The 22244-nt window shown below is 71.5% G+C and carries 23 protein-coding genes; 8 read left to right on the forward strand and 15 right to left on the reverse strand.

All coding sequences use genetic code 11. The annotated features are described in order from the left end of the window. The first annotated feature begins 534 nt into the window (after positions 1–534). Positions 535–744, forward strand: coding sequence for a PspC domain-containing protein (locus ABZU74_RS00425; RefSeq protein ID WP_030486383.1), 210 nt, complete (start codon positions 535–537; stop codon positions 742–744). A gap of 533 nt (positions 745–1277) precedes the next feature. On the opposite strand, the gene ABZU74_RS00430 is transcribed toward ABZU74_RS00425, so the two are convergent. The 7 genes from ABZU74_RS00430 to pdxH form a co-directional block, all read right to left on the reverse strand. After that, positions 1278–2132: a DUF4230 domain-containing protein gene (locus ABZU74_RS00430; RefSeq protein ID WP_355416502.1), complete on the reverse strand. Its 855-nt coding sequence runs from the start codon at positions 2130–2132 to the stop codon at positions 1278–1280. Positions 2133–2231: 99 nt separating this feature from the next. Continuing rightward, positions 2232–3395 (reverse strand): acyl-CoA dehydrogenase family protein, encoded by a 1164-nt coding sequence (locus ABZU74_RS00435; RefSeq protein ID WP_355416506.1) that lies wholly within the window; start codon positions 3393–3395, stop codon positions 2232–2234. 44 nt (positions 3396–3439) lie between these two features. Continuing rightward, positions 3440–3745: a type II toxin-antitoxin system VapB family antitoxin gene (locus ABZU74_RS00440; RefSeq protein WP_030329612.1), complete on the reverse strand. Its 306-nt coding sequence runs from the start codon at positions 3743–3745 to the stop codon at positions 3440–3442. 189 nt (positions 3746–3934) lie between these two features. Next, a complete protein-coding gene (locus tag ABZU74_RS00445; protein WP_355416509.1) occupies positions 3935–4537 on the reverse strand; it encodes a nitroreductase family protein in 603 nt (200 codons plus the stop codon). After that, positions 4537–5466: an aldose 1-epimerase family protein gene (locus ABZU74_RS00450; protein WP_355416512.1), complete on the reverse strand. Its 930-nt coding sequence runs from the start codon at positions 5464–5466 to the stop codon at positions 4537–4539. The genes ABZU74_RS00445 and ABZU74_RS00450 overlap by 1 nt, the downstream gene beginning before the upstream one ends. A gap of 18 nt (positions 5467–5484) precedes the next feature. Further along, on the reverse strand, positions 5485–6780 hold the full coding sequence (locus ABZU74_RS00455) for an MFS transporter (protein WP_355416514.1): 1296 nt from the start codon (positions 6778–6780) through the stop codon (positions 5485–5487). Beyond that, positions 6777–7406: a pyridoxamine 5'-phosphate oxidase gene (pdxH, locus tag ABZU74_RS00460; protein WP_355418171.1), complete on the reverse strand. Its 630-nt coding sequence runs from the start codon at positions 7404–7406 to the stop codon at positions 6777–6779. The genes ABZU74_RS00455 and pdxH overlap by 4 nt, the downstream gene beginning before the upstream one ends. A gap of 278 nt (positions 7407–7684) precedes the next feature. Here pdxH and ABZU74_RS00465 point away from each other — a divergent pair, with 278 nt between their 5' ends. The 3 genes from ABZU74_RS00465 (at position 7685) to sepH (ending at position 11379) form a co-directional block, all read left to right on the forward strand. Then, positions 7685–8791: a citrate synthase 2 gene (locus ABZU74_RS00465; RefSeq protein ID WP_091395245.1), complete on the forward strand. Its 1107-nt coding sequence runs from the start codon at positions 7685–7687 to the stop codon at positions 8789–8791. Between the two features lie 195 nt (positions 8792–8986). Next, entirely contained in the window at positions 8987–10114 is a 1128-nt protein-coding gene (serC, locus tag ABZU74_RS00470) for a phosphoserine transaminase (protein WP_355416518.1), read from the forward strand. Between the two features lie 185 nt (positions 10115–10299). After that, a complete protein-coding gene (gene sepH, locus ABZU74_RS00475; RefSeq protein ID WP_355416521.1) occupies positions 10300–11379 on the forward strand; it encodes a septation protein SepH in 1080 nt (359 codons plus the stop codon). A gap of 54 nt (positions 11380–11433) precedes the next feature. Here the strand turns inward: sepH and ABZU74_RS00480 are convergent, their stop codons facing one another. Both ABZU74_RS00480 and ABZU74_RS00485 read right to left on the reverse strand, forming a co-directional pair. Continuing rightward, a complete protein-coding gene (locus ABZU74_RS00480) occupies positions 11434–12264 on the reverse strand; it encodes an alpha/beta hydrolase (protein WP_355416524.1) in 831 nt (276 codons plus the stop codon). Positions 12265–12279: 15 nt separating this feature from the next. Further along, positions 12280–12945, reverse strand: coding sequence for a DUF4097 family beta strand repeat-containing protein (locus tag ABZU74_RS00485; RefSeq protein WP_355416527.1), 666 nt, complete (start codon positions 12943–12945; stop codon positions 12280–12282). A gap of 238 nt (positions 12946–13183) precedes the next feature. Between ABZU74_RS00485 and ABZU74_RS00490 the strand changes: the two genes are divergently transcribed. Then, positions 13184–13951, forward strand: coding sequence for a helix-turn-helix domain-containing protein (locus ABZU74_RS00490; RefSeq protein WP_355416530.1), 768 nt, complete (start codon positions 13184–13186; stop codon positions 13949–13951). Here ABZU74_RS00490 and thpR read toward each other — a convergent pair. The 5 genes from thpR to ABZU74_RS00515 all read right to left on the reverse strand — a co-directional run bounded on the left by thpR (position 13921) and on the right by ABZU74_RS00515 (position 18515). Beyond that, complete coding sequence (gene thpR / locus ABZU74_RS00495) at positions 13921–14499, reverse strand: RNA 2',3'-cyclic phosphodiesterase (protein WP_355416533.1); 579 nt, start codon at positions 14497–14499, stop codon at positions 13921–13923. The two genes, ABZU74_RS00490 and thpR, sit on opposite strands and share 31 nt — an antisense overlap. A 13-nt stretch (positions 14500–14512) precedes the next feature. Continuing rightward, on the reverse strand, positions 14513–15022 hold the full coding sequence (locus tag ABZU74_RS00500) for a hypothetical protein (RefSeq protein ID WP_355416536.1): 510 nt from the start codon (positions 15020–15022) through the stop codon (positions 14513–14515). Positions 15023–15116: 94 nt separating this feature from the next. Further along, the gene (locus tag ABZU74_RS00505; protein WP_355416539.1) at positions 15117–16400 is read right to left on the reverse strand and encodes an MFS transporter; all 1284 of its coding nucleotides are present in this window, start codon (positions 16398–16400) and stop codon (positions 15117–15119) included. 72 nt (positions 16401–16472) lie between these two features. After that, positions 16473–16922, reverse strand: a complete 450-nt coding sequence (locus ABZU74_RS00510) for a MarR family transcriptional regulator (protein WP_355416542.1) — start codon at positions 16920–16922, stop codon at positions 16473–16475. Between the two features lie 114 nt (positions 16923–17036). Continuing rightward, the gene (locus ABZU74_RS00515; RefSeq protein ID WP_355416545.1) at positions 17037–18515 is read right to left on the reverse strand and encodes an NCS2 family permease; all 1479 of its coding nucleotides are present in this window, start codon (positions 18513–18515) and stop codon (positions 17037–17039) included. A gap of 88 nt (positions 18516–18603) precedes the next feature. Here ABZU74_RS00515 and ABZU74_RS00520 point away from each other — a divergent pair, with 88 nt between their 5' ends. Then, on the forward strand, positions 18604–18849 hold the full coding sequence (locus ABZU74_RS00520; protein ID WP_088986669.1) for a DUF2530 domain-containing protein: 246 nt from the start codon (positions 18604–18606) through the stop codon (positions 18847–18849). A gap of 36 nt (positions 18850–18885) precedes the next feature. On the opposite strand, the gene ABZU74_RS00525 is transcribed toward ABZU74_RS00520, so the two are convergent. After that, entirely contained in the window at positions 18886–19725 is an 840-nt protein-coding gene (locus ABZU74_RS00525; RefSeq protein WP_355416548.1) for a DUF3027 domain-containing protein, read from the reverse strand. Positions 19726–19813: 88 nt separating this feature from the next. Between ABZU74_RS00525 and ABZU74_RS00530 the strand changes: the two genes are divergently transcribed. Together ABZU74_RS00530 and ABZU74_RS00535 are read left to right on the forward strand one after the other, a co-directional pair. After that, on the forward strand, positions 19814–21415 hold the full coding sequence (locus ABZU74_RS00530) for an MFS transporter (RefSeq protein ID WP_355416551.1): 1602 nt from the start codon (positions 19814–19816) through the stop codon (positions 21413–21415). Then, positions 21412–22062: a futalosine hydrolase gene (locus ABZU74_RS00535; protein ID WP_355416554.1), complete on the forward strand. Its 651-nt coding sequence runs from the start codon at positions 21412–21414 to the stop codon at positions 22060–22062. Before ABZU74_RS00530 ends, ABZU74_RS00535 begins: the two co-directional genes overlap by 4 nt. The last annotated feature ends 182 nt before the right edge of the window (positions 22063–22244 follow it).

Genomic DNA, 22244 nt, shown 5'->3' on the forward strand with positions numbered 1-22244 from the left:
GCCCTCCGGGGTGTGGAAGGCCGATCAGCCAGCCTACCCGTCCAGCTCACCGCCCATCCGGTCCGGGACGTGAACACCCGACCACCGTCGCCCGGCCACGCACGCCGCCTGTCTCCCCCACCTCACTCGCCAGCGCCCGTCGCCCACCCCGACCCTGCCCCTCCGCCCGCCCATCGCGCACCCCGACCGCGCCGCCCGTCGCCCGCGTGGGCCGTCCGCTGCCCGCTGCCCGCTGCCCGCTGCCCGCTGCCCGCTGCCCGCTGCCCGCTGCAAGATCGTGCTCGATCCAGGATGTAGTGGTGTCCGTGCGCCTCGATGCCACTAAAACCAGGATCGAGCACGATCTTGAGGCGGCGGTAGGCGCGGCTGACCGGCCGGTGGGGCGCTTGGGGAGGCGTCAGCGGGGGGTTGCCCGGGTAAAGCACCTACGGGTCCACGGGTCGCCGCTCCTCCTCGGGACCGAGGGCGAGGTGGTCATCCCTTTCTACCGTGGATTGCAGACGCGGCGCACCGCCGCAGAGTGGGAGTACGACGATGAGTCGCAAACTGGTCCGGCCCCGCGAGGGGCGCATGATCGCCGGTGTCTGCGCCGGCCTCGGGCGGCGGTTCGGCATGTCGGCCGGAATGGTCCGGCTGCTGTTCCTGCTGTCGCTGCTGCTGCCCGGCACGCAGGTGATCGTCTACCTGATCCTGTGGGTGCTGATGCCGAACGAGGACCGCTACCTCGCCTCCACCGGACACTGATCCCGCCCCGCACACCCCCGGAATCGCAGATCTTGGACAGTTTCCGTTAGGAGGGCCCGCCGACCTAACGGAAACTGTCCAAGATTGCTTGCATCGCGGCCACACCGGCACTTCAAAGACGGCAAATCGGTGATCGACTTCGGCCAGGGCGACGACCGGCGCAGCCGGGGCCGCCCGGGGGCGACCAGGGCGGCAACTCGGGCCGCCCAAGCGCCCGCCCAAAGGCGCCCAACGCCGGCCGGGACCGCCCAAGCGCTGGCCAAAGGCGCCCAACGCCGGCACCGAGGCGCCCAAGCGCCGGCCCAAAGGCGCCAGCGCCGGCCCAGCGCTGGCCGCCCGGGGCCGCCCAAGCGCCGGCCCGGAGGCGCCCAGCGCCGGTCCGGAGAGGCCGCGCGGGACCGCCGAGGCCGCCCGTGCCACCCCGGCCGCCCGGGGGGACGAGAACTCTAGGGCCGGCCCACCCGCGAGCCACCACGCGGAAGCGCCCGCTCCGACGGAAGTCGGGGCGGGCGCTTCGGCGTACGGGGGGCAGGTCAGGGGGCCACGTAGGTGACGGTGATCTGCTGGTAGCCGAGGGAGCGGAGCAGCCCCTCCAGCATCTTGCGGGTGTTCTCCTCGGCTCGGGCGGAGAGCCCGCTGTCCCGGGCAGCGGCGGTGATCCGGTCCTCGGCGAGCTGGTAGACCTGCTGCTGCCGGTTGGGGTCGTTGCCGACCAGGTCACCGAGTCGGTTGAGTAGACCGCGCTGCTCGGCGAAGACGTAGCTCTTCTCCATGTCGAGGTTGGTCTCGCCCAGCTGCGGCGCGGGCAGCTTGATCTCGACGGACTTGCCGTCGGCGGACTGCACGATGGCACCCTCACCGATCTTGGTGAAGTCGACGTACGCCTCGACGCTGCCGGCCCCGACGAACAGGGTGCGTTCGTTGAGCAGGAAGTCCGGAACGTTGCGCCGGTCGTTCTGGGTGTCGACCACGACCTGGAAGTTGCCTTCGGCGGCCACGTAGCGGCTGAGGTCCTGGATCGACTTCAGCAGCGGTGGCTGACTGCGGTCGGTCTGCTCCTTGGCGAACGGGTTGCGGAACTCCGGCAGGATGCCGGTCGCCTGAATGCCGAGCAGCACGACCACGGCCAGCGCGGCGGCGCCGAGCAGCAGGAGCAGCCCTCGGGCCGCCCCACCGCCACCACCACCGCCGGGGCCGTCGCCACCGCTCGTCGGGCCATCGGACCCGCCGGGGCCACCAGGACCGGCGGGACCACCAGGACCAGCGGGGCCGCCAGGCGTGTCCGTGGTCCACTCGGGTGTCGCGCTCGACCGCGCCTTGAGATCGTCACCGGTCGGGTAACCGGGGAACTCTCTCGTGGGCTCGTTGCTGCCAGCGTCGCGGGCCATCACCCTCACCGTCCTCGTCAGACACGTCGTCTGTCAATGACGGTACGGCCCCGATACGACAGTCGCTCGGCGAGCGCCAGGAAGCGACAAAAGGGCAGGTCAGGCGAACGCGGAGAGCCCGGTCAGCCGCTGCCCGATGACCAGTTGGTGGATTTCGGAGGTGCCCTCGTAGGTCAGCACGCTCTCCAGGTTGTTGGCGTGCCGCATCACCGGGTACTCACCGGAGACGCCGTTGGCGCCGAGGATGGTGCGGCACTGCCGGGCGATGGCCAGGGCCTCCCGCACGTTGTTCAGTTTGCCCACGCTGACCTGCTCGGGCCGCAACCGCCCGGCGTCCGCGAGCCGGCCCAGGTGCAGCGCGAGCAGCTGCCCCTTCACCAGCTCGACGGCCATGTCGGCGAGCTTCGCCTGGGTGAGCTGGAAGCCGGCCAGTGGGCGACCGAACTGGGTGCGGGTGCTCGCGTACGCCAATGTGGTTTCCAGGCAGTCGCGGGCCGCGCCGACCGCGCCCCAGACGATGCCGTAGCGGGCCTCGGTGAGGCAGCTCAGCGGCGCCTTGAGCCCGACCGCCTCGGGCAGTTGGGCGTCGGCCGGGAGCCGAGCGTCGTCGAGCACGATCTCGCCGGTCACCGATGCGCGCAGCGACATCTTGCGGCGGATCTCCCGGGCCGTGACGCCGGGCGTGTCCATGGGTACGGCGAAACCCCGTACGCCCTCGTCGGTGCGCGCCCAGATCACCGCGACGTCCGCGATCGGGGCGTTGGTGATCCACATTTTTGCGCCGGTGAGCACCCAGTCGTCGCCGTCGCGGCGGGCCCGGGTGGCCATCGAGGCGGGGTCGGAGCCGTGGTCCGGCTCGGTCAGGCCGAAGCAGCCGACCGCCTCACCGGTGGCCATCGACGGCAGCCAGCGTTGCTTCTGTTCCTCGCTGCCATAGCGCCAGATGGCGTACATGGCGAGCGATCCCTGCACGGAGACCAGGGAGCGCAGGCCGGAGTCGCCGGCTTCCAGCTCCTGGCAGGCCAGTCCGTAGGCGACCGCGGAGGCGCCGGCGCAGCCGTAGCCGGTCAGGTGCATGCCGAGCAGGCCGAGCTTGCCGAACTCGCGGGCCAGCTCCCGGGCGGGCACCTTGCCGTCCTCGTACCAGTCGGCGACGTGTGGCCGCACCCGGTCGTCGACGAGCTGGCGGACGACGTCACGGATCTGCCGCTCCTCCTCGCTGAGCGACGGGTCCAGGTCGAGCAGGTCCAGCGGAGCGGTCATGGACGCCACCCTAACGAAGGTTCAGCGCGGGAAAGAAGGGCTCGTCACTCGATGGGCTCGGAGAGCACCAGCACCCGGGCGTGGATCTGGTTGCGCTGCTGGAGGGCGGCGCGCAGCGCCCGGTGCAGCCCGTCCTCCAGGTAGAGCCCACCGTTCCACTGCACCACGTGCGGGAAGAGGTCACCGTAGAAGGTGGAGTCCTCGGCGAGGAGCTTGTCCAGCGCCAACTCGCGCTTGGTGGTGATCATCTGATCCAGGCGCAGTGGTCGCGGCGGGATCTCCGCCCACTGCTTGAGCGTCAGATTGTGCTCCGGATAGGGACGCCCGTCCCGGACCGCTCTGAAGATCACGACGGCACGCTCCCCTCCCCGTGGCCGGGCCGACCGACGGCGCCGAGCCGGGCCGCGGCGGGCACCGCGCGGCGCGGCACCTCGATGACCGTGCCAGCCTAGCCGCCCAGCGCACGCTGCGTTCTGCTCCCTGATGTCAGTTTCGCTACCGCTCGTCCGATCCCCAACCGGACGAACAGGACGTCCACCTCAGTTCCACCGGCCGCGCCGCACGACCTCGTCCATCGGGCGACGTCCCCGGCGCAACGACGGTGACCGATGGTCGGCTGCCCGGTAACCGATTGTGACGGCACCGATGGGTTGATACTCCGCCGGCACGCCGAACGCGTCCCGGTAGGCGGTGAGCCGCTGCGGCGGAATGCCGAAGAAACACGCCCCCAACCCCTCGTCCACGGCGGTGAGCAACATCAGCAACGCCGCGAACCCGGTGTCCACGTGCCAGTACGGCACCGGCCACCGGTCCGTGGACTGATCCGTCCAGCCCTTGTCCGGCTCGGCGTACCGCCGCAGGTAGGCCGACTCGTTGGCGTGCGGCACCACGATCAGGGGTGCTCGGCGCATGCCGGCGAGCCAGCGCTCCCGCCCACCGCCGTCCGGTGTGGTGGCGGCCCAGAACCGCTCCCGGTCGGCCGGCTCCTCCAGGACCAGGAAACCCCAGCCCTGGGCGAACCCGGCCGACGGCGCGCGGACCGCGTGGTCGAGCAGCCGGTCCACCACGTCGGGCGGGACCGGACGGTCCGGGTCGTAGTTGCGCACCATCCGCCGACGGCGGACGACCTCGGCGAACTCCATCAGACGCCGGGGCGGATGCCCCAGGCACCTCGCCAGGTGGTGCCGGGCTTGAGCGTGAGCAGGTCCTTGCCCGACCGGAACGCGTCCGGCGGGCAGGTCATCGGCTCGACCGCCACCGAGCGGCGGTGCCGCTCGCCGGTGAGGGCGTCCCCGGTGAAGACCTGCCACCAGCCGAACTCGGCGTCCGCCCAGATGCTCACACCTGTCGCACCGTCCGGCGCGGAGAGGCTCACCGACGAACCGCCGTCGGCGTCCCGGATCACGTCGCCGAAGCAGGAGTCCAGCACGGCCGCGCCGATCCGGCGCGGGCTGGTCCAGTCGTACTCGGTGCCGGCCACCGGGGTCACCCCCACGGGCAGCAGCCGACCGTCCACCAGCACCCGGCTCCGGGTGGGCATCCGCAGCACCAGGTCGTCCACCGCGACGCCCGGCAGTTGCAGGTACGGGTGCACGGAGAAGCCGAACGGGGCCAGCTCCCCGCCGATGTTTGTCACCTCGTGCTCGGCGCGCAGCCCGTCCGCGTCGACGCTCCACCGGCTGCGCAGCCGCAGCGGCCACGGGTAGCCGGGCTGCGGCGGCAGGTCGTAGCCGACCGTCACCGCGTCCGTCGACTGCTCCAGCAACTGCCACGGCACCCAGTTGACCAGCCCGTGGATGGCCACGTGCCGCTCCGGCTCGGTCAGGGCGAGCTGGTGCGTCCGCCCGCCGAACGGGTAGCGACCATCGCGGATCCGGTTCGGCCAGGGTGCCAGCACCTGCCCTGTGCAACCGGGGCAGACCTCGTCGGTCTGGTACCCGTCGACCAGGTCGACACCGTCATGCCGGTACGTCCGGAGCCCACCGCCGACCTCCACGATGACGGCCTCGTGGCCGGCGGCCGAGATGGTCCACTGGGCGCCGGAGAACGGGCGCTGATCGGGGCTTTCCATGCCGGCGACCCTAGCCGGTCAGGCCCGGTTGTCGCTCGACGCCGCCGCCCGGTAGCGCAGCAGCGCCGGGAACGCGACAGCGAGCACCACCACGAGCACCGCGGAGGCGAGCCCACCGGCCACCCAGGCCACCCCGCCACCGAGCCCGGCGGCCATGGTGCCGGCGCGCAGGTCGCCCAGCCGCGGGCCACCCGCCACCACCACCGTGTTCACGCCCTGGAGCCGGCCGCGCATCCGGTCCGGCGCGTAGACCAGCAGCATCGACTGACGCAGCACCGCGCTGATCAGGTCGGCGGCGCCCGCCACGGCGAGCAGCACGACCATCAGCCAGAGCTGGTGGGCCAACCCGGCCGCGGCGATCGCCAGGCCCCAGCCGACCACCGCGAGCACCAGGCCGAGCCCCTGCCGGCGGAGCCGGCCGATCCAGCCGGAGGTCAGCCCACCGATCATCGAGCCGATGGCGATGGCGCTGTAGAGCAGCCCGACAGCGCCGCCGCCGCCGAACCGCTCGTGCGCGATCTCCGGGAAGAGGGCCCGTGGCATGGCGAGGATCATCGCGATCAGGTCCACCCCGAAGGACAGCAGCAGGACCGGGGTGGTGGCCAGGTAGCGGAACCCGTCGATGACGCTGGCCAGGCCGGCACGCCGGACCTGGCCGTCGGCGGTGGGCTCGGGCGGGAGCGAGGGCAGCCGTAGCGCGGCCCAGAGCATCGCGGTGAACAGCACCGCGTCCAGCCCGTACGCGATCGGCAGGACCACAGTGGTGTCCGGCGAGGCGGAGAGGATCAGGCCGGCGGCGAGCGGTCCGGCGACCGAGGCGGCGGTGAAGGTCGTGTAGTTCAGTGTGGTGGCGGACGCCACCAGGTCTTCCGGCACCAGCCGGGGCAGCATGGCGCTGCGGGCCGGCGAGCTAATCGCGAAGGCCACCGACTGCACCGCCATCAACGCCAGCAGCAGCACCGGGCTGCCCACGTCCAGCAGTGCCTGGAGCAGCAGCCCGAGAGTGGATGCCCAGAGCAACAATGAGCCGCCGAGCAGCACCGCACGCCGGTCGCGGGCGTCGGCGACCGCGCCACCCCAGAGCCCGAAGACCAGCAACGGTACGAAGGCGGCCACTCCCAGCAGGCCGACCCAGAACGAGTCCTGGGTCAGGGCGTACATCTCCACCGGCACCGCGACGGCGGTGAACTGGAAGCCGAACATCGCCACGGTGTTGCCGAGCCACAGCCGTCGGTACGCCGGAACCCGCAGCGGGCGCACGTCGATCGCCCAGCGGCGCGCGGCGCGCGGCCGGGTCTCCTGCACACCCGTCACGGCGCCAACCGCTCGACGATCCAGCCACCCGCGTCGAGGCGACGGAAGCGGAGCCGGTCGTGCAACCGGCCGGCCCGGCCCTGCCAGAACTCCACCGACTCGGGTTGGACCCGCAGCCCGCCCCAGTGCGACGGGGTCGGGATCTCGGCCTGGTCGGCGAACCGTTCGGCCACCTCCTGGTACCGCTCCTCCAGCGCCGCCCTACCCGACACGACCTGGGACTGCGGGCTGGCCCAGGCACCCAGTTGGGAGCCGCGCGGCCGGCTGGCGAAGTACGCCTCGCTGGTCGCGCGGTCGACCGGCGCGACCCGCCCGGCGACCACCACCTGACGCTGCATGGGAAACCACGGAAAGACCAGGCTGGCGTACGGGTTGGCGGTCACCTCGACGCCCTTGCGCGACAGGTGGTTGGTGAAGAAGACGAAGCCCTCCGGGTCGTACCCCTTCAGCAGCACCGTCCGCCCGCTCGGCCGGCCGGCCGAGTCGGCGGTGCCGACCACCATGGCGTTCGGTTCGGGTAGCCCGAAGGCCACCGCGTCGGCGAACCAACTGTCGAACTGGGTGTGCCAGTCGACGGCCAGGTCAGCCTCGGTCAGGCCCAGGTCCGCGGCGTACTCGTTACGCATCGCGGCCGGGGCGGGTGTGTCGCCCGTCACGTCCCCACTCCTTCTCGGGGGCCCCGCCAGCGCCCTCCCGCGCTGACCAGCCCGCCCTGCCCAGTCTCACCGAGCCGGGCGGAGAATGCGCGTCCGGGGATGTCGCGTGCAGCACAGTCGCAGCGGGTCGCGTATCCCTTACTCAGCAGGCAGTATGTTCCGAACACATCCCTGAGGGTCGCCTAAGGCGCTCGGCCGATCGGGCCGGATGAGCGATCGGGCGCACCGACCAGATCCAGGAGAGCGACATGGCCGATTTCAAACCCGGGCTGGAGGGCGTCGTCGCCTTCGAGACCGAGATCGCCGAACCTGACCGTGAGGGCGGTGCGCTGCGCTATCGCGGAGTCGACATCGAGGATCTGATCGGCCAGGTGTCGTTCGGCAACGTGTGGGCACTGCTGGTCGACGGCCGGTTCGGGCCGGGCCTGCCGCCGGCGGAGCCGTTCCCGGTGCCGGTGCACTCCGGTGACATCCGCGTCGACGTGCAGTCCGCGGTCGCCATGCTGGCCCCGTACTGGGGTCTGAACCAACTGCTGGACATCTCCGACGAGCAGGCCCGTGAGGATCTCGCACGGGTCTCGGTGACCGCGCTCTCCTTCGTCGCCCAGTCCGCTCGCGGCCTCGGCCTGCCGGCGGTGCCGCAGAAGGAGATCGACAAGGCGCAGACCATCGTCGAGCGGTTCATGAAGCGCTGGCGCGGCGAGCCCGACCCGCGACACGTCAAGGCCGTCGACGCGTACTTCATCTCGGCCGCCGAGCACGGCCTGAACGCGTCCACCTTCACCGCTCGCATCGTCGCCTCCACCGGGGCGGACGCCGCCGCCTGCATCTCGTCGGGCATCGGCGCCCTCTCCGGCCCGCTGCACGGCGGCGCCCCGTCCCGGGTGCTCAGCATGCTGGAGGCGGTGGAGCGCAGCGGCGACGCGGAGGGCTACGTCAAGGGCGTCCTCGACCGTGGCGAGCGGTTGATGGGCTTCGGCCACCGCGTCTACCGTGCCGAGGACCCGCGCGCCCGAGTGCTCCGGCGCACGGCCAAGGAGCTGGGCGCGCCGCGCTTCGAGATCGCCGAGGCGCTGGAGAAGGCCGCCCTCGCCGAGCTTCAGGCCCGTCGCCCGGACCGGGTGCTGGCCACGAACGTCGAGTTCTGGTCGGCCGTGGTGCTGGACTTCGCCGAGGTGCCGGCACACATGTTCACCTCGATGTTCACCTGCGCCCGGATGGGCGGCTGGAGCGCGCACATCCTGGAGCAGAAGCGCCTCCAGCGGCTGGTCCGCCCGTCCGCCCGCTACATGGGCCCGGAGACCCGCAAGCCGTCCGACGTCGAGGGCTGGGCGGCCATCCCGCACGGCGTCTGAGCGATAGACAAGGGCCCCTTCTCGACGCCGGGCGTCGAGGAGGGGCCCTTCTCGACGACTGCCCGGGCCGACTGTGGCGAAGGACTCAGACCGACCGCCGGGACCCCGCCCATCGCCGTCCGGCCCGGGTGCAAGGATGAGGGTCGGCAGTGTCGCCGGGCCCGCCCTCGCCCTTGCGGAAGGATCTTCAAGACCGTGGCTGACGCACCGATCATCCGGATTCCCGATGAGATCAAGCCCGCCGACGGACGTTTCGGCTGCGGCCCGTCCAAGGTCCGCCCGGCGGCGGTGTCCGCTCTCGCCGAGGTCGCGACCACCTACCTCGGCACCTCGCACCGGCAGAAGACGGTCCGTGACCAGGTGGCCCGGCTGCGTTCCGGCATCGCCGAGTTCTTCTCGCTGCCCGAGGGCTACGAGGTGGTGATCGGCAACGGTGGCACCACCGCGTTCTGGGAGGTCGCCACCTTCGGCCTGATTCGCGACCGGGCCCAGTTCGCAAGCTTCGGCGAGTTCGGCGCCAAGTTCGCCAAGTCGGTCAAGGACGCCCCGTTCCTGGGTGAGCCGACCGTCCGCAAGGCCGACGCGGGCAGCGCTCCGGCCCTGGTCGCCGAGTCCGGCGTGGACGCGTACGCGACGCCGCAGAACGAGACCTCGACAGGTGTGGCCGTCCCGATCAGCCGGGTGGCCGGGGCCGACGAGGGCGCGCTGCTGCTTGTCGACGCGACCTCCGGCGCGGGTGGCCTGGAGGTCAACGTCGGCGAGACCGACGTCTACTACTTCGCTCCGCAGAAGTGCTTCGGCTCCGACGGCGGTCTCTGGCTGGCCCTGATGTCCCCTGCCGCACTGGACCGGGCCGCCGAGATCAAGGCGTCCGGGCGTTACATCCCCGCCTTCCTCGACCTGGTCACCGCGATCGACAACTCGCGGCTGGAGCAGACCTACAACACACCGGCGCTGGCCACCATCTTCCTGGCCGCCGAGCAGACCGACTGGATGAACTCGCAGGGCGGTCTGGCCTGGGCGGCGAAGCGCACCGCCGAGAGCGCCGCCACGGTCTACGGCTGGGCCGAGCAATCCAGCGTGGCCACCCCGTTCGTCACCGACCCGGCGCTGCGCTCCAACGTGGTTGCCACCATCGACTTCGCCGACGGGGTGGACGCCACGGCGATCGCCAAGGCGCTGCGCGCCAACGGCATCGTGGACACCGAGCCCTACCGCAAGCTCGGTCGCAACCAGCTGCGGGTGGCGCTGTTCCCGGCCGTCGAGCCGGCCGACGTCGAGGCGCTGACCGCGTCCATCGACTACGTCGTCGAGCGACTCTGACGTTCGTCACGGTCGGTGTCCGTTGGGGCCTCCACGGACACCGACCGTGATCATCGCCGCAGCTCAGTCACGACATGCGGGGTGTCGCTTCCCCCACCCTGAGGCAGATGCGCGTACGGTGGTCCGAGACGCCTGGGTGGCCGACTCGTGGCGTACGGCCAGCGAAGCGGGACGGAGGCAACGCTATGCGCCCAGTACGCTTCGTCGCCCTCTCCGAGGACGGCCAGGCGCTGGTGCTCGCCGACGAGGTCGGGCGACTCCTCGCCCTGCCGATCGACGAACGCATCGCCGGCGTGATGCACCCCGAGCCGGGTGCCCCGCCGCTCGCGGTGGCACCGAGCACCGTCGACCCGACTCCCTCACTGTCCCCCCGGGACATCCAGGCCCGCATCCGCTCCGGTGAGTCCGCCGAGGACGTCGCCCGGATCGCCGGGGTGCCGGTCGACCGCGTGCTGCGCTACGCCGGCCCGGTGTTGCAGGAGCGGGCGATGCTCGCCCAGCACGCCCGGCGCACCCGGCTCAAGGGCGCGGAGAAGCCCACCCCGCTCGCCGAGGTGGTCAACGGCCGACTGAGCCAGCACGGCATCGACACCGAGAAGATCTCCTGGGACGCGTACCGGCGCGACGACGGCACCTGGCGGATCATCGCCACCTGGCCGTCCGGCAAGGCCACCGCGCAGGCCATCTGGGACATGGACAAGGCCCGGCAGATGGTCACGCCGCACGACGACATGGCGCAGTACCTGTGCGCCGAGCGGCCCACACCGATCCTCGGCCAGGAGCCGGCGCCGGAGCGGGGCGGGCACGCCCTGCCTGGTCCGTCGCGTGGCGAGCCGAGTCGTGGCGGGCACGGGTTGCCGGCGGCGTCCGAGCACCCGCGCCCTGGCCGCGATCCGATCCGGGCCGGCCGTGACGCTCTGCTCGCCTCCCTGGACCGCCCGCTCGGCGCCTCGTCGGGTCGCGGGCTGGAGCCGCGTACCCCGGCTGCCCTTGCCGGGTCGGACGCGCCCCGGCAGCGGCCGGTCGGTGGGGGTGCCGCCGCGCTGCTCGGCGGTGGCCAGGGCTCGGCCTTCGACGACGATTCGGACGCTCCCAAGGAGGTGCCGGCCGTGCCGTCGCTGGCGGTGCTGCGGCCCCGCCGGACGGGCACCGCGGCGGCTGCCGGCGGCGAGTCCACCGACGCCAACGGCAAGCCCCGCAAGCGGCTGCCGAGCTGGGACGACGTGCTCTTCGGCAGCGGCCCGGCCGCCCGCGAGTCTTCCTGACGCTTCGCGTTGACGGGTGACAGTGCGCCACCCGTCAACGCGAGCGTTCGGACCTCAGCGAATGGTGCCAGCGCCGTTGCGATGAGGGGCGGCGACCCCGCGTACGGCGTCGGCGACGGTGCGGAAGTCCTTCTTGAGGATCGCACCGTGGTTGCTGGCGACCTTCGCACCAATCGTGATGTGCGGGTTGCGGGCGGTCACCGCGTCGAGGCTGGCCCGGATCTGTTCCTGCTCGTCCCCGCGGCTGCCGAGGGACGTTCCGGAGGCGACCACGTACCGCACCGGGACGGTGATGGCGTCCAGCACCGGGCCGAGTTCCCGCTCGCGGGAGAGTTCGCCGAGTTCGATGTTGCTGTCCGCCATCTGGTCGGCGTTCATGCGTGGGGTCAGTCCGGTCGGGCGCAGCAGCGGCATGAACAGGTTCATCCGTCGGAACATCTTGCGGATCCGCTGCGCCATGGCCTCGTCGAGCCAGTCGTGCGGGAACGCTCCGTCGACCAGGACGGCGCCCAGGGCACGCTCCGGGTTCCGGTTGGCCCAGTGTGCCCCGACCACCGCTCCGTAGGACCAGCCCACCAGCACCGCCTGGTCCACCCCTCGGGCGGCGAGGACGGCGTCGACGTCCCGAACGGCTGCCTCGAACGAGTAGTCGGCTGAGCGCTTCGACTTCCGCCCGCGAGCCCGCTCGTCGTAGGTGATGTGTCGGAATCCGGTGCCGAGGTCGGCGATGACCCGCCGCCAGTAGCCCTGGGTGGCGAACTGGCCGTTGAGGTAGATGACGGGGATGCCGGGGCCGCCGGTGTCGGTGACGGCCAGGGCCGTGTCGTCGACGGACACCATGCCGGTCCACGTCGAGTTGGTCGAGGACATGCTGTGGTTGGTCATCTCGGTCCGTCCCTTTTAGAGGCTGCGGGCGTTGATGTCGCCCTGCAGGGTGCTGGCGTGGATGTCGAGCTCGGCGGTGCCATCGTTCTTGAGGGCGTTGCTGACGCGTCCGTGGCCGGTGCCGGCGTCCAGGGTGGCCGAGACGCCGGCTGCCGCCGCGACCGAGATGTCACCCGACTGGGTACGGAGGACGACAGTGCCGCGCATGGCCTCGGCGACAGTGATGTCACCCCGGGCGGTGCTGATCTCGGCGGGGCCATTGAGCCGGCCGACCTCGACGTCGCCGTCGATCGCGGTGAGGCGCACGCTCGCGGCCTCGTCAATCTTGATTTCCCGGTACGCCCCGTCGACGGTGACGTCGCCGAGGCGGCCGACGCCCCGAAGCTCGGCGCTGGCGGTCCTGGCCTCGACATGGGAGTCGGCGGGCACCCGGACGGTGACCTGCAGAGAGCCGGAGGAGCCGAAGATCTTGTTGATGGGACGCGCGGTGGTGACTCGCAGGACGCCGTCGGCGTAGGTGACGGTGGTCTGCTCGGCGGCCCTGGTGTCGCTGCTCTTGGCGGGGTCGGCCGGGAGGACCTCGACGGTGGTGTCGGCGCGGTCCGCGGCGATGAGCTGGATGCGTCCGGCGGGGATGTCCAGGACGGCGGAGATGGGGGCGGGTGTGTCGAACGTCTGCATCGTGTTCTCCCAGATCCGTGCTTGTTTCTGATGTGGGAAACGCTACGTTGCTTTCCAGTTTCTGCAACAACCTTGTTGCAGTGAAACTGCGTTGTTACTGGTAAACGTCACGAAATTGTTGCAACGACCCTGAATCTAATGCAACGTCACGCCCGTGGTCGTTGCATTGGTATGCGGGTTAACGCTATGGTGGCGGAGTCTGGGGCGGTAGCCCTACGGGACCACGAGGGAGATCGCGATGCCGGGAGGCAGGCTCACCCAGCAGGAACGCCAGCAGATCGCGCTGGGGCTGGCCGACAGCCTCCCGTACGCCGAGATCGCCCGACGCCTCGACCGTCCCACCTCGACGGTCACGCGCGAGGTGATGCGCAACGGCGGCCCCACCGGCTACCGCGCCGATCTGGCCCACCACGCGACCGAGCGCCGAGCCCACCGGCGCAGGCCGGCCCCCTCCCGTGGGGCCGAGGCGGCCCGCCAACCAGACGGACGCGACGCCCGGGCCGTGGCCGAGTTCGAGGAGGTGTTCACCACCGTCCTCATGGCCTCCGGTCTGAACAAGATGGCGGCCCGGGTGTTGACCAACCTGTTCCTCACCGACTCGGGCAGTCTCACCGCGTCCGAACTCGCCCAGCGCCTCCAGGTGAGCCCGGCGTCGATCTCGAAGGCGATCACCTTCCTGGAGAGCCAGAGCCTCGTCCGCCGCGAGCGCGACGAACGCCGCCGCGACCGCTACGTCATCGACGACGAGCTTTTCTACCAGGCGACGATCGCCAGTGCTCGGGCCAATGACCATCTCGTCGCGACCGCACGCCAGGGCGTCGCCCTCCTCGGCGCGCACACCCCCGCCGCCGCCCGGCTGGAGAACATCGCCCGCTTCCTCGACTTCATCAGCGAGAGCATCACCCGCGCCGCCGAGCAGGCCCGCGATGTTCTCCGCAGCAGGCCTTCCACAGCGACCAGCCACGTGCCGTCGGATCACAGCGACCAGGCGGCAATCCGTTCGTAGCGCGGTCGGCCGCCGAGGTGGCTGCGCACCAGCAGCAGCTCCGACGCCGGCCACGATGGCCCTTCGTACCCGTCCAGGCTGGCCCGGTCGGCCTCGACGTCGGCCGGGTCCATCCGGTTGCCGGGCCGGGCGACGGTCAGGTGCGGCCGAAACGGCTTCTCGTCGCACGGCAGCCGAGAGTGGCTCAGCCGGGACCGAATCAGCCCGGCCAGCACGTGCAACGCCTCGGTTTCCCCCCGCAGGTCCACCCACAGCACTGTGGTTCGGTCCCAGCCGAACCGGCCACCGCCGCCGAGACTCAACCGGGGTGCGGCGTCCCTGCCGTCCCGGAACCGCTCGGCGGCCAAGCCGAGCGCACTCTCCACCTCGACCAGCCGGTCAGGCTCGACGGTGCCGAGGAACGCCACTGTGAGGTGCAGGTCGGCCGGGTCGGCGAGCCGGACGTTGACGCCAGCGGCGGTCGCAGCCGCGACGCGCAGACGCGCGACCTGTGCGCCGAGGTGGTTGACCGCCTGGACGGACGGGCGGACCGCGACGAAGAGTCGCACAGGGTGCGCCCGCTCAGCGGTGCCGCTGCCGAAGCCCAGCCCGGGCCGCCGGAAGGGCCAGCCCGGCGGCGTGCAGCACGCCCTCCACCCGGACCCGCTCGATCTCCTGATCGACGCCTTCCAACTCGGCGAGGTGCTCGGCGATGCCGAGGGCGCGGCAGGCAAGGCGGAGCCGGTCGTCGTACGCCTGGAGCAGTGCGCTGTGCCAGACCATCGAGCGACCGCTGCCGCCGACCCGCTGACCGCCGAGACGGCGCAGGTCGGCGGCGAGCTGCTCCAGCGGCCGGCGGTCAGCGCTGTCGAACTCGCTGAGGTCGATGTCCCGGGTCAGCGCGTCGGCCTCGACGGCCCGGTCGAGACGGGCGATCGTGCGTTTCTCCCGTCGACTGTCACGCCACTCGGACCAGCCGCAGACCACCCGGTCGAGGATCTCGTCATAGCAGAAGAGCAGGGCGAACGCCGCCGGCAGAGTGGCCACGGCGAGGAACGCCAGGGCCAGCATCAGCGCGCGTCCGACTCCCACGTATCGACGCTAAGCCCCACCGCGCCACCCCGCCAGCGGTTTGGCCGCATCCGCGCGATCCGCGCAACCGGACGCGGCCGGGTGGCCCTAAACCTCAGCAGTCGGTGGAGGTGACGTAGAAACGGGGCATCGGCAGCACCCGGAAGCGCAGCCGGGCACCGGAGTGGCGCAGCTGCCAGGTGAGGGCGATCACCGCGGCGGCCAGCGAGATGAGCCCGCCCATCCAGATGCTGGCACCGGCACCGTAGTGCTCGGCGACCCAGCCGATCAGCGGCGCGCCGACCGGGTTGGTGCCCAGGAACACCAGCACCCACAGGGCCATCACCCGCCCCCGGAAGGCCGCGTCCACGCCCATCTGGATCCGCTGGTTGGCGGCCTGGGCGAAGAAGACCATGCAGAAGCCGGTCGGCACCAGCAACGCCACGACCAGCCAGTACGCCGAGGAGAGGCCGACCAGGGTGCCGAAGCTGGCGCAGGCGATAGCCGCGCCGAGCACCAGCCACACGGACGGGCGGCTGCGCCGACCGGTGCCACTGAGCGCACCGCCGAGCGCGCCGACGGCCAGCGCCGTGCTGAACAGGCCGAAGGAGGCGGCGCCGGTGTGGAAGACCGTCTTCGCCAACGCGGCCAGGGTGAGCTGGAAGTTGAACAACGACATGCCGATCACCGACATGATCGCCATCGGCAGCAGCAGGTCGGGGCGGCGCCACACGTACCGCAGGCCGTCGACGACCCGGGCGGACGCCCGCTCGTCGCGCGGCAGCAGGGCGTCGCGGTGCAGCTCGGCCGTGCGCATCCGGACCACGTTGACCAGGGGCGCGATGGAGCTGACAGCGGTGAAGAGGAAGACCGGGCCCACGTTGAACGCGGCGATGGCCAGACCGGCCACTGCCGGGCCGACGATCCGGGCGGAGTTGAACACGGCGGCGTTCAGCGACAGCGCGTTGGGCAGCAGGGGCGTGCCGACGAGTTCGGAGACGAACGCCTGGCGGACCGGGGTCTCCACCGCGTTGGCTGTGCCGAGCAGCGCGGCGAAGGCGAAGACGTGCCAGAGCTGCACCAGGTCGGTGATGACCAACAGGGACATCCCGAGGGCCAGAAGGCTCCAGAAGGCGTTGGCGACGAAGAGCAGCACCCGCTTGTCGTACCGGTCGGCGAGCCGGCCGGAGAGCAGGGTGAGCAGGAGCACCGGGGTGAATTGGCAGGCGGTGACCACGCCGAGCGCGGTGGCCGAGTTGTTGGAGAGCTCGAGGACGAGCCAGTCCTGGGCGATGAACATCATCCAGACGCCGATCAACTTGATCAGCTGCCCGGATGCGAAGAGGCGGTAGTTGCGGACCTGTAGGGACTGGAACATCGTGCTCAGCTTCGCCTGCACTCTTGGTGCGCCTCCTCCGGACGTACGCGTCATCGACAGGTGACGGCACGGACCCGGTGGCGCGGGTGCGGCTCAGGCGCGAGCGAGCTGCTGAAGAATCTCGGCGGCCCTCCGCAGGGTCTCCCGTTCGTCCTCGTCGAGTGCGGCCAGCCGGTGGGCCAGCCACTCGTCGCGGGCCCGCTCGAACTGGTCGAGCACGGCCTGCCCTCCTTCGGTCGCCGCGAGGATGACCTGCCGCCCGTCGGTCGGATGGGGTGTCCGCTGCACGAGGCCGCGGTCCTCCAACTTCCCGACGATCTTGGTCATCGTCGGCGGCTGCACCCGCTCCACGTCGGCCAGTTCCCGGGGGGTCATCGCGCCCGCCAGCCGCAGGCTGGTGAGCGCGGAGACCTGGGTGACCGTGAGGTCGCCGACCGGTCGGGCCTGTCGGACCCGCCGGTTGAGTCGGGTGATCGCATCACGCAGCTGGGGAGCCAGCTGCGCCGGTGGCACGCGTTCCGCCGTCACCGTCCGCTCCGTCACAGTAGTTAGCTTAACTAATGAGCATGGCTAACGACATCCGTTATGACCAGGCTCACGGGGGGATTCAGATGGTACGGGCGGGGAATCCTGATCGACTCCCCGCCCGAACGTGGCTCAGAGCACCAGGGACTCGATCGGCCCACGCAGGAAGTACAGCACGAAGAGCGCTGCCACCCCGTACAGCAACGGGTGGACTTCCCGGGCCTTGCCGCGCGCCAACTTGACCACCACGAAGGTGATCAGACCGGCACCGATCCCGTTCGAGATCGAGTAGGTGAACGGCATCAGCACGATGGTGAGGAACGCCGGAATGGCGATCTCGTAGTCGGACCAGTCGATCGTCCGTACCGCGGTCATCATCAGGAAACCGACCACCACCAGGGCCGTCGACGCCGCCTCGAACGGCACGATCACCACCAGCGGCGCCAGGAACATCGCCAGCAGGAAGAGGACGCCGGTGACCAGGCTGGCCACGCCGGTCCGGGCACCCTCCCCGACACCGGCGGCACTCTCGATGTACGACGTGTTGCTGGACGTGCTGGCCGCACCGCCGGCCGCCGCCGCGATCGAGTCGACAAGCAGGATCTCCTTGGCCTTCGGCGGGGTGCCCTGCTCGTCGAGCAGGCCACCCTCCTGGCCGACCGCGACCATCGTGCCCATGGTGTCGAAGAAGTCCGTGATCAACAGGGTGAAGACGAACATCAGCACGACGACCCAGCCGGCCCGACCCCACGAGTCGAGCACGTTGAACTTGCCGAGCAGCGACAGGTCCGGCAGGTCGACCACCGTCTTCGGCAGCTCCGGAACGTTCAGCGACCAGCCCTTCGGGTTGGGCTGACCGTTCACGAACGACGGACCGATGTTGCCGATCGCCTCGACGATCACCGCGAGCACCGTCGAGGCGAGGATGCCGATCAGGATCGCGCCCTTCACCCGACGGACCACCAGCACCAACGTGATCAGCAGGCCCACCACGAAGACCAGCATGGGCCAGCTCACCAGCTTGCCGCCGATGCCCAGGCCGACCGGAACCGTGGTGTTGGCGGCGTCCGGGGTGCGCCGGACAAAGCCGGCGTCCACCAGGCCGATGATGGTCAGGAACAGGCCGATGCCGACGCCGATCGCGGTCTTCATCTGGGTCGGCACCGAGCGGAACACCGCGGTCCGCAGACCGGTCAGCACCAGCACCGCGATGATCAGACCCTCGATCACCACCAGGCCCATCGCGTCCGCCCAGGTCATCTCCGGAGCGATCTCGTACGCCACCAGTGCGTTGACGCCCAGACCGGCGGCGAGCGCAAGCGGGAAGCGGCCGACCACGCCCATCAGGATGGTCATCAGGCCGGCGACCAGGGCGGTCGCGGCAGCCAGCGCCGGGATCGGGAGGGTCTTGCCGTCACCGTCGACGGCACCGCCCAGGATCAGCGGGTTGAGCACCACGATGTACGCCATCGTGAAGAAGGTCGCCAGGCCACCGCGTACCTCACGGCTCAACGTCGAGCCACGGGCGGAGATCTCGAAGAACCTGTCGAAACCATTACGCGGATGAGCGGGGTCGGGAGGTGTGCCGTTCTCGGGCGGCGCTACTGCCATCAGGTCCTCGCAGGTGATCTTCCGGATGTCGCGCGCATCGTCCCAGATCGTCGGCGGGCAGGGGAAGTAGATCCCGTACGCTTGCCGAATGCCGAACGAGCAGCCACCGCGGCCCGCACCACTGGATCCGCCGATGGTGCCGTTCGCCCTCGCCGGGTTGATCGCGTGGGCGGTCGCCGGACTGGTCCTGCTGATCTTCTTCCGGGGTTGGCTGACCGACAACGGTCACCAGAACTGGCTCTGGACCTGCCTCGCCGGTTTCCTGTGGGGGTTTCCGGGCCTCGCCGTGATGATGCGGCACGACGCCAACCGACGCCGCCGCCGCGCGAGGTGAGCCGGGCACCGCGCCGAAGCACTCCGGCGCGGACGATCAGGAGTGCCCGTACGGCTCCGCCGGCTCAGCCGCCTCGACCGAGCCCGCGGCCCGACTGACCGACATGGCCTCCACCGCGCTGTCGTCGTACACCGTGGGCAGCTCGTCGACAGCGGTCTCGGCCGCCTCGATCAACGTCTCGGAATGCGCGCCGCAACCGTGATCGGCGCTCACCACCCGGCCGTCGTCGGGGGCGTAGAAGTTGCCGCACGCCCCGAAGGCCTGCCGCATCGCGCCGGCCAGCGGCAGGTAGAAGCCACAGGTGCCGCAGCGGGCGGCGGCCGGAGCGGCGGTCGAGATGGCCGCGGCGGGGCCGTGGTCACCCTCGTACCAGCGCTGCGCGGTGTCGATGCGGCCCTCCCGGGAGAGCACGCGGGCGCGCCCGAGGCCCAGCTCCCACGCCGTCTCCTCCACCGCCGGGTCGTCGGAGAGCAGGTAACCGGGGACCAGCCGATCGTCGTCGGGCGAGGTCGGGAGCAGGTCACCCGGCCCCAGGTCGCCCGGCTTGAGCCGCTCCTGCCAGGGCAGCCAGCCGGGCGCGAGCAGCGCGTCCGGGCCGGGCAGCAACACCGTCTCGCAGATGGTCACCGTCTTGCTGCGCGGCACCCGGGTGACGGTGACCGCCCAGCGCCAGCCGTTGTAGCCGGCGAGGCGACATTCGAAGTAGTGGGTGACCAACCGATCACCCTCGGCCACGACCTGCAGGTGGTCGCCGACATCGTCGGCGTCCACCTCGGTGATGCCGGCGCGGGCCACCTCGACGGCGGCGGCGCAGACCTGGTCGAGACGGGCGGCACGGGTGGAGACGGGCCTGGTCACCTCACCATTGTTCCCCATGCGCCTCACAGGGGTGACAGGGACTCCCGGGGAACCTTTCCCAGCGGTGGTGCGGCGTACCCGGATCAGATGGGCGAGGATGGTGCACATGCCGTCGTACTCCCGCTCCGGGCGATCCGTCCTCGGACGGACCGTCGGCACCGGCATTCGCGCCATCCGTCTGCTGCTGCGCGGTTCGCTGGGCAGCGGTCGCTGGGTGACCCGCCGGGCCGGTCGGGCCCGGGCCCGGGGCGCCGGCGGCGAGGTCGGCATGGTTCGCCTGTTCGACCTGCACGCGCTCTCCTGCGCCGGTGACACTCTGATCGCCATCGGCCTGGCCGGCACGATCTTCTTCAACGTGCCGCTCGGAGAGGCCCGCAGCAAGGTCGCGCTCTACCTGCTGGTGACCATGGTGCCGTTCGCGATGCTCGCCCCGGTGGTGGGCCCGCTGCTGGATCACTTCCGGCACGGCCGGCGGTACGCCCTGGCCGCGACGATGCTCGGCCGCGCCTTCCTGGCCTGGTTGATCTCCGACTACATCCACGGCTTCGGGCTCTATCCCGCCGCGTTCGGGGTGCTCGCGCTCTCCCGGGCGTACGGCGTGGCCCGCTCCGCGGCGGTGCCCCGGTTGTTGCCGGAGGGCATCGGCCTGTCCCAGGTGGGTGCCCGGGCCAGCGTCTACGGCACTGTCGCGGGTGCGCTGGTGGCGCCGATCGGGTTGGCCGCGTTCTGGTTCGGGCCGCAGTGGCCGCTCCGGGTCGCGTCGGTGATCTTCCTGGTCGGCATGGTGATCTCCCTGCGGTTGCCACCGAAGGCCGACTCGGAGCCACCGGAGCGGGTCCCTCGACCACTGCGCGCGCTGGGCCGCCGCGGTGGCGATCGCCCCCTGGGCCGGGGCCGACCGTCCGGCCGGTTGGTGATCGCCACCCTGATCGGCGCCGCGACGCTACGCGCGCTCTACGGCTTCCTGCTGCTCTTCCTCGCCTTCGCGATCAAGAAGGGCGACCTGACCACCGTCGTGTTCGGCCGGGACCTGGGCGCCGAGTGGGCGTTGGGCGTGGTCGGCGGCGCGCTCGCGGTCGGCACCTTCCTGGCCACCGCCATCGGCACCCGACTGCGCATCCACCGGCCGACCGCCATCCAGTCCAGCAGCATGATCATCGTGGCCGGGGTGGCGGTGCTCGCCGTCATCCAGTTCTCGCTGGTGATGGTCGCCCTGCTCTGCCTGGTCGCCGCGCTGGTCAGCGGGATCGCGAAGCTGGCCGTGGACGCCTCGATCCAGGAGCGCATCCCGGAACGGTTGCGGGCCAGTTCCTTCGCCCACTCCGAGACGGTGCTGATGCTCGCCTTCGTCGCCGGCGGCGGGCTCGGGCTGGTGCCGTTCGACGGTCGGATGGGCATCGCCGTCGCCGCCGGGGTGGGCGTACTGGCCGCGATCCGGGGTGTGCTGGCCGCCGCCCGGCTGCGCGGCGAGAAGCTGGCCGGCCGGCCGCTCGGCGACGACGAGCTGACCGAGGACGAGCCGACCGACGAGCCCGGGGACCCCGCGCCCACCTCACCGGCACCGGCCCAGACCAGCTCACCGCAGTACGACGACCCGAGCCTCGCCCCGCCGGGCTACCACATCTACCGTCCGTCGTCGGCGGTTGGCGGCCCGGGTGGCGGGGCCGACGACGAGACCCGCCGCGAGTCTCCCGGCTCACTGTCTTGACGGGCCTGCTGGTGGTGACGGCGGTTCCCGCCGAGGCGGACGCGGTCCGCGCCGGGCTGACCGACCGCACAGTGACCGTCACCCCGATCGGTGTGGGCCCGGCCGTCGCCGGTGCCGCCACCGCCCGGCTGTTGGCGCTGGCCGAGGCCGCCGGTCGCCCGTACCGTGCGGTGGTCAGCGCCGGCGTGGCCGGCGGCTTCACTGGCCGTGCCGAGGTCGGCGACACGGTGCTCGGCACCGCCAGCATCGCCGCCGACCTGGGCGCCGAGTCACCCGACGGCTTCATCCCCGTCGACGAGCTGGGCATGCCGCCCGCGCTGCTCGGTGCCGGCGGCAGGGTGCCGACGGACCCGGGCCTGCTGGCGGCGCTGCGGACCGCCCTCCCGACGGCCACGGTCGGCCCGGTGCTCACGGTCAGCACCGTCACCGGCACCACCGCCAGCACCGACGAGCTGCGCCGGAGGCATCCGGAAGCGGTCGCCGAAGCAATGGAGGGGTACGGCGTGGCGGTCGCCGCGGCGCAGGCCGGGCTGCCCTTCGCCGAGCTGCGCACCATCTCCAACCCGATCGGCCCCCGCGACCGGGACGCCTGGCGGCTGCGCGAAGCCCTCGCCGCCCTGACCGCAGCGGCCCCGGCACTGCGCTGACCTGGCAGACGCCCGTGACCTGGCCGGCGTTCAGGAGAAGCAGCGTTTACCGGGGCGGCCCAGGCGCAGCGCGGTCGGGCGGCGTGCCTCGATCTCGAAGCCGCACGCCAGCAGCAGTTCGGTGCCGAAACCCTCGGCAACAGCGGCCGCGCCGTCGATGCCCGCCTCGCACCCCGCGTCGA

The organism is Micromonospora sp. NPDC005171 (genome assembly GCF_040608575.1).
GTDB lineage: Bacteria > Actinomycetota > Actinomycetes > Mycobacteriales > Micromonosporaceae > Micromonospora.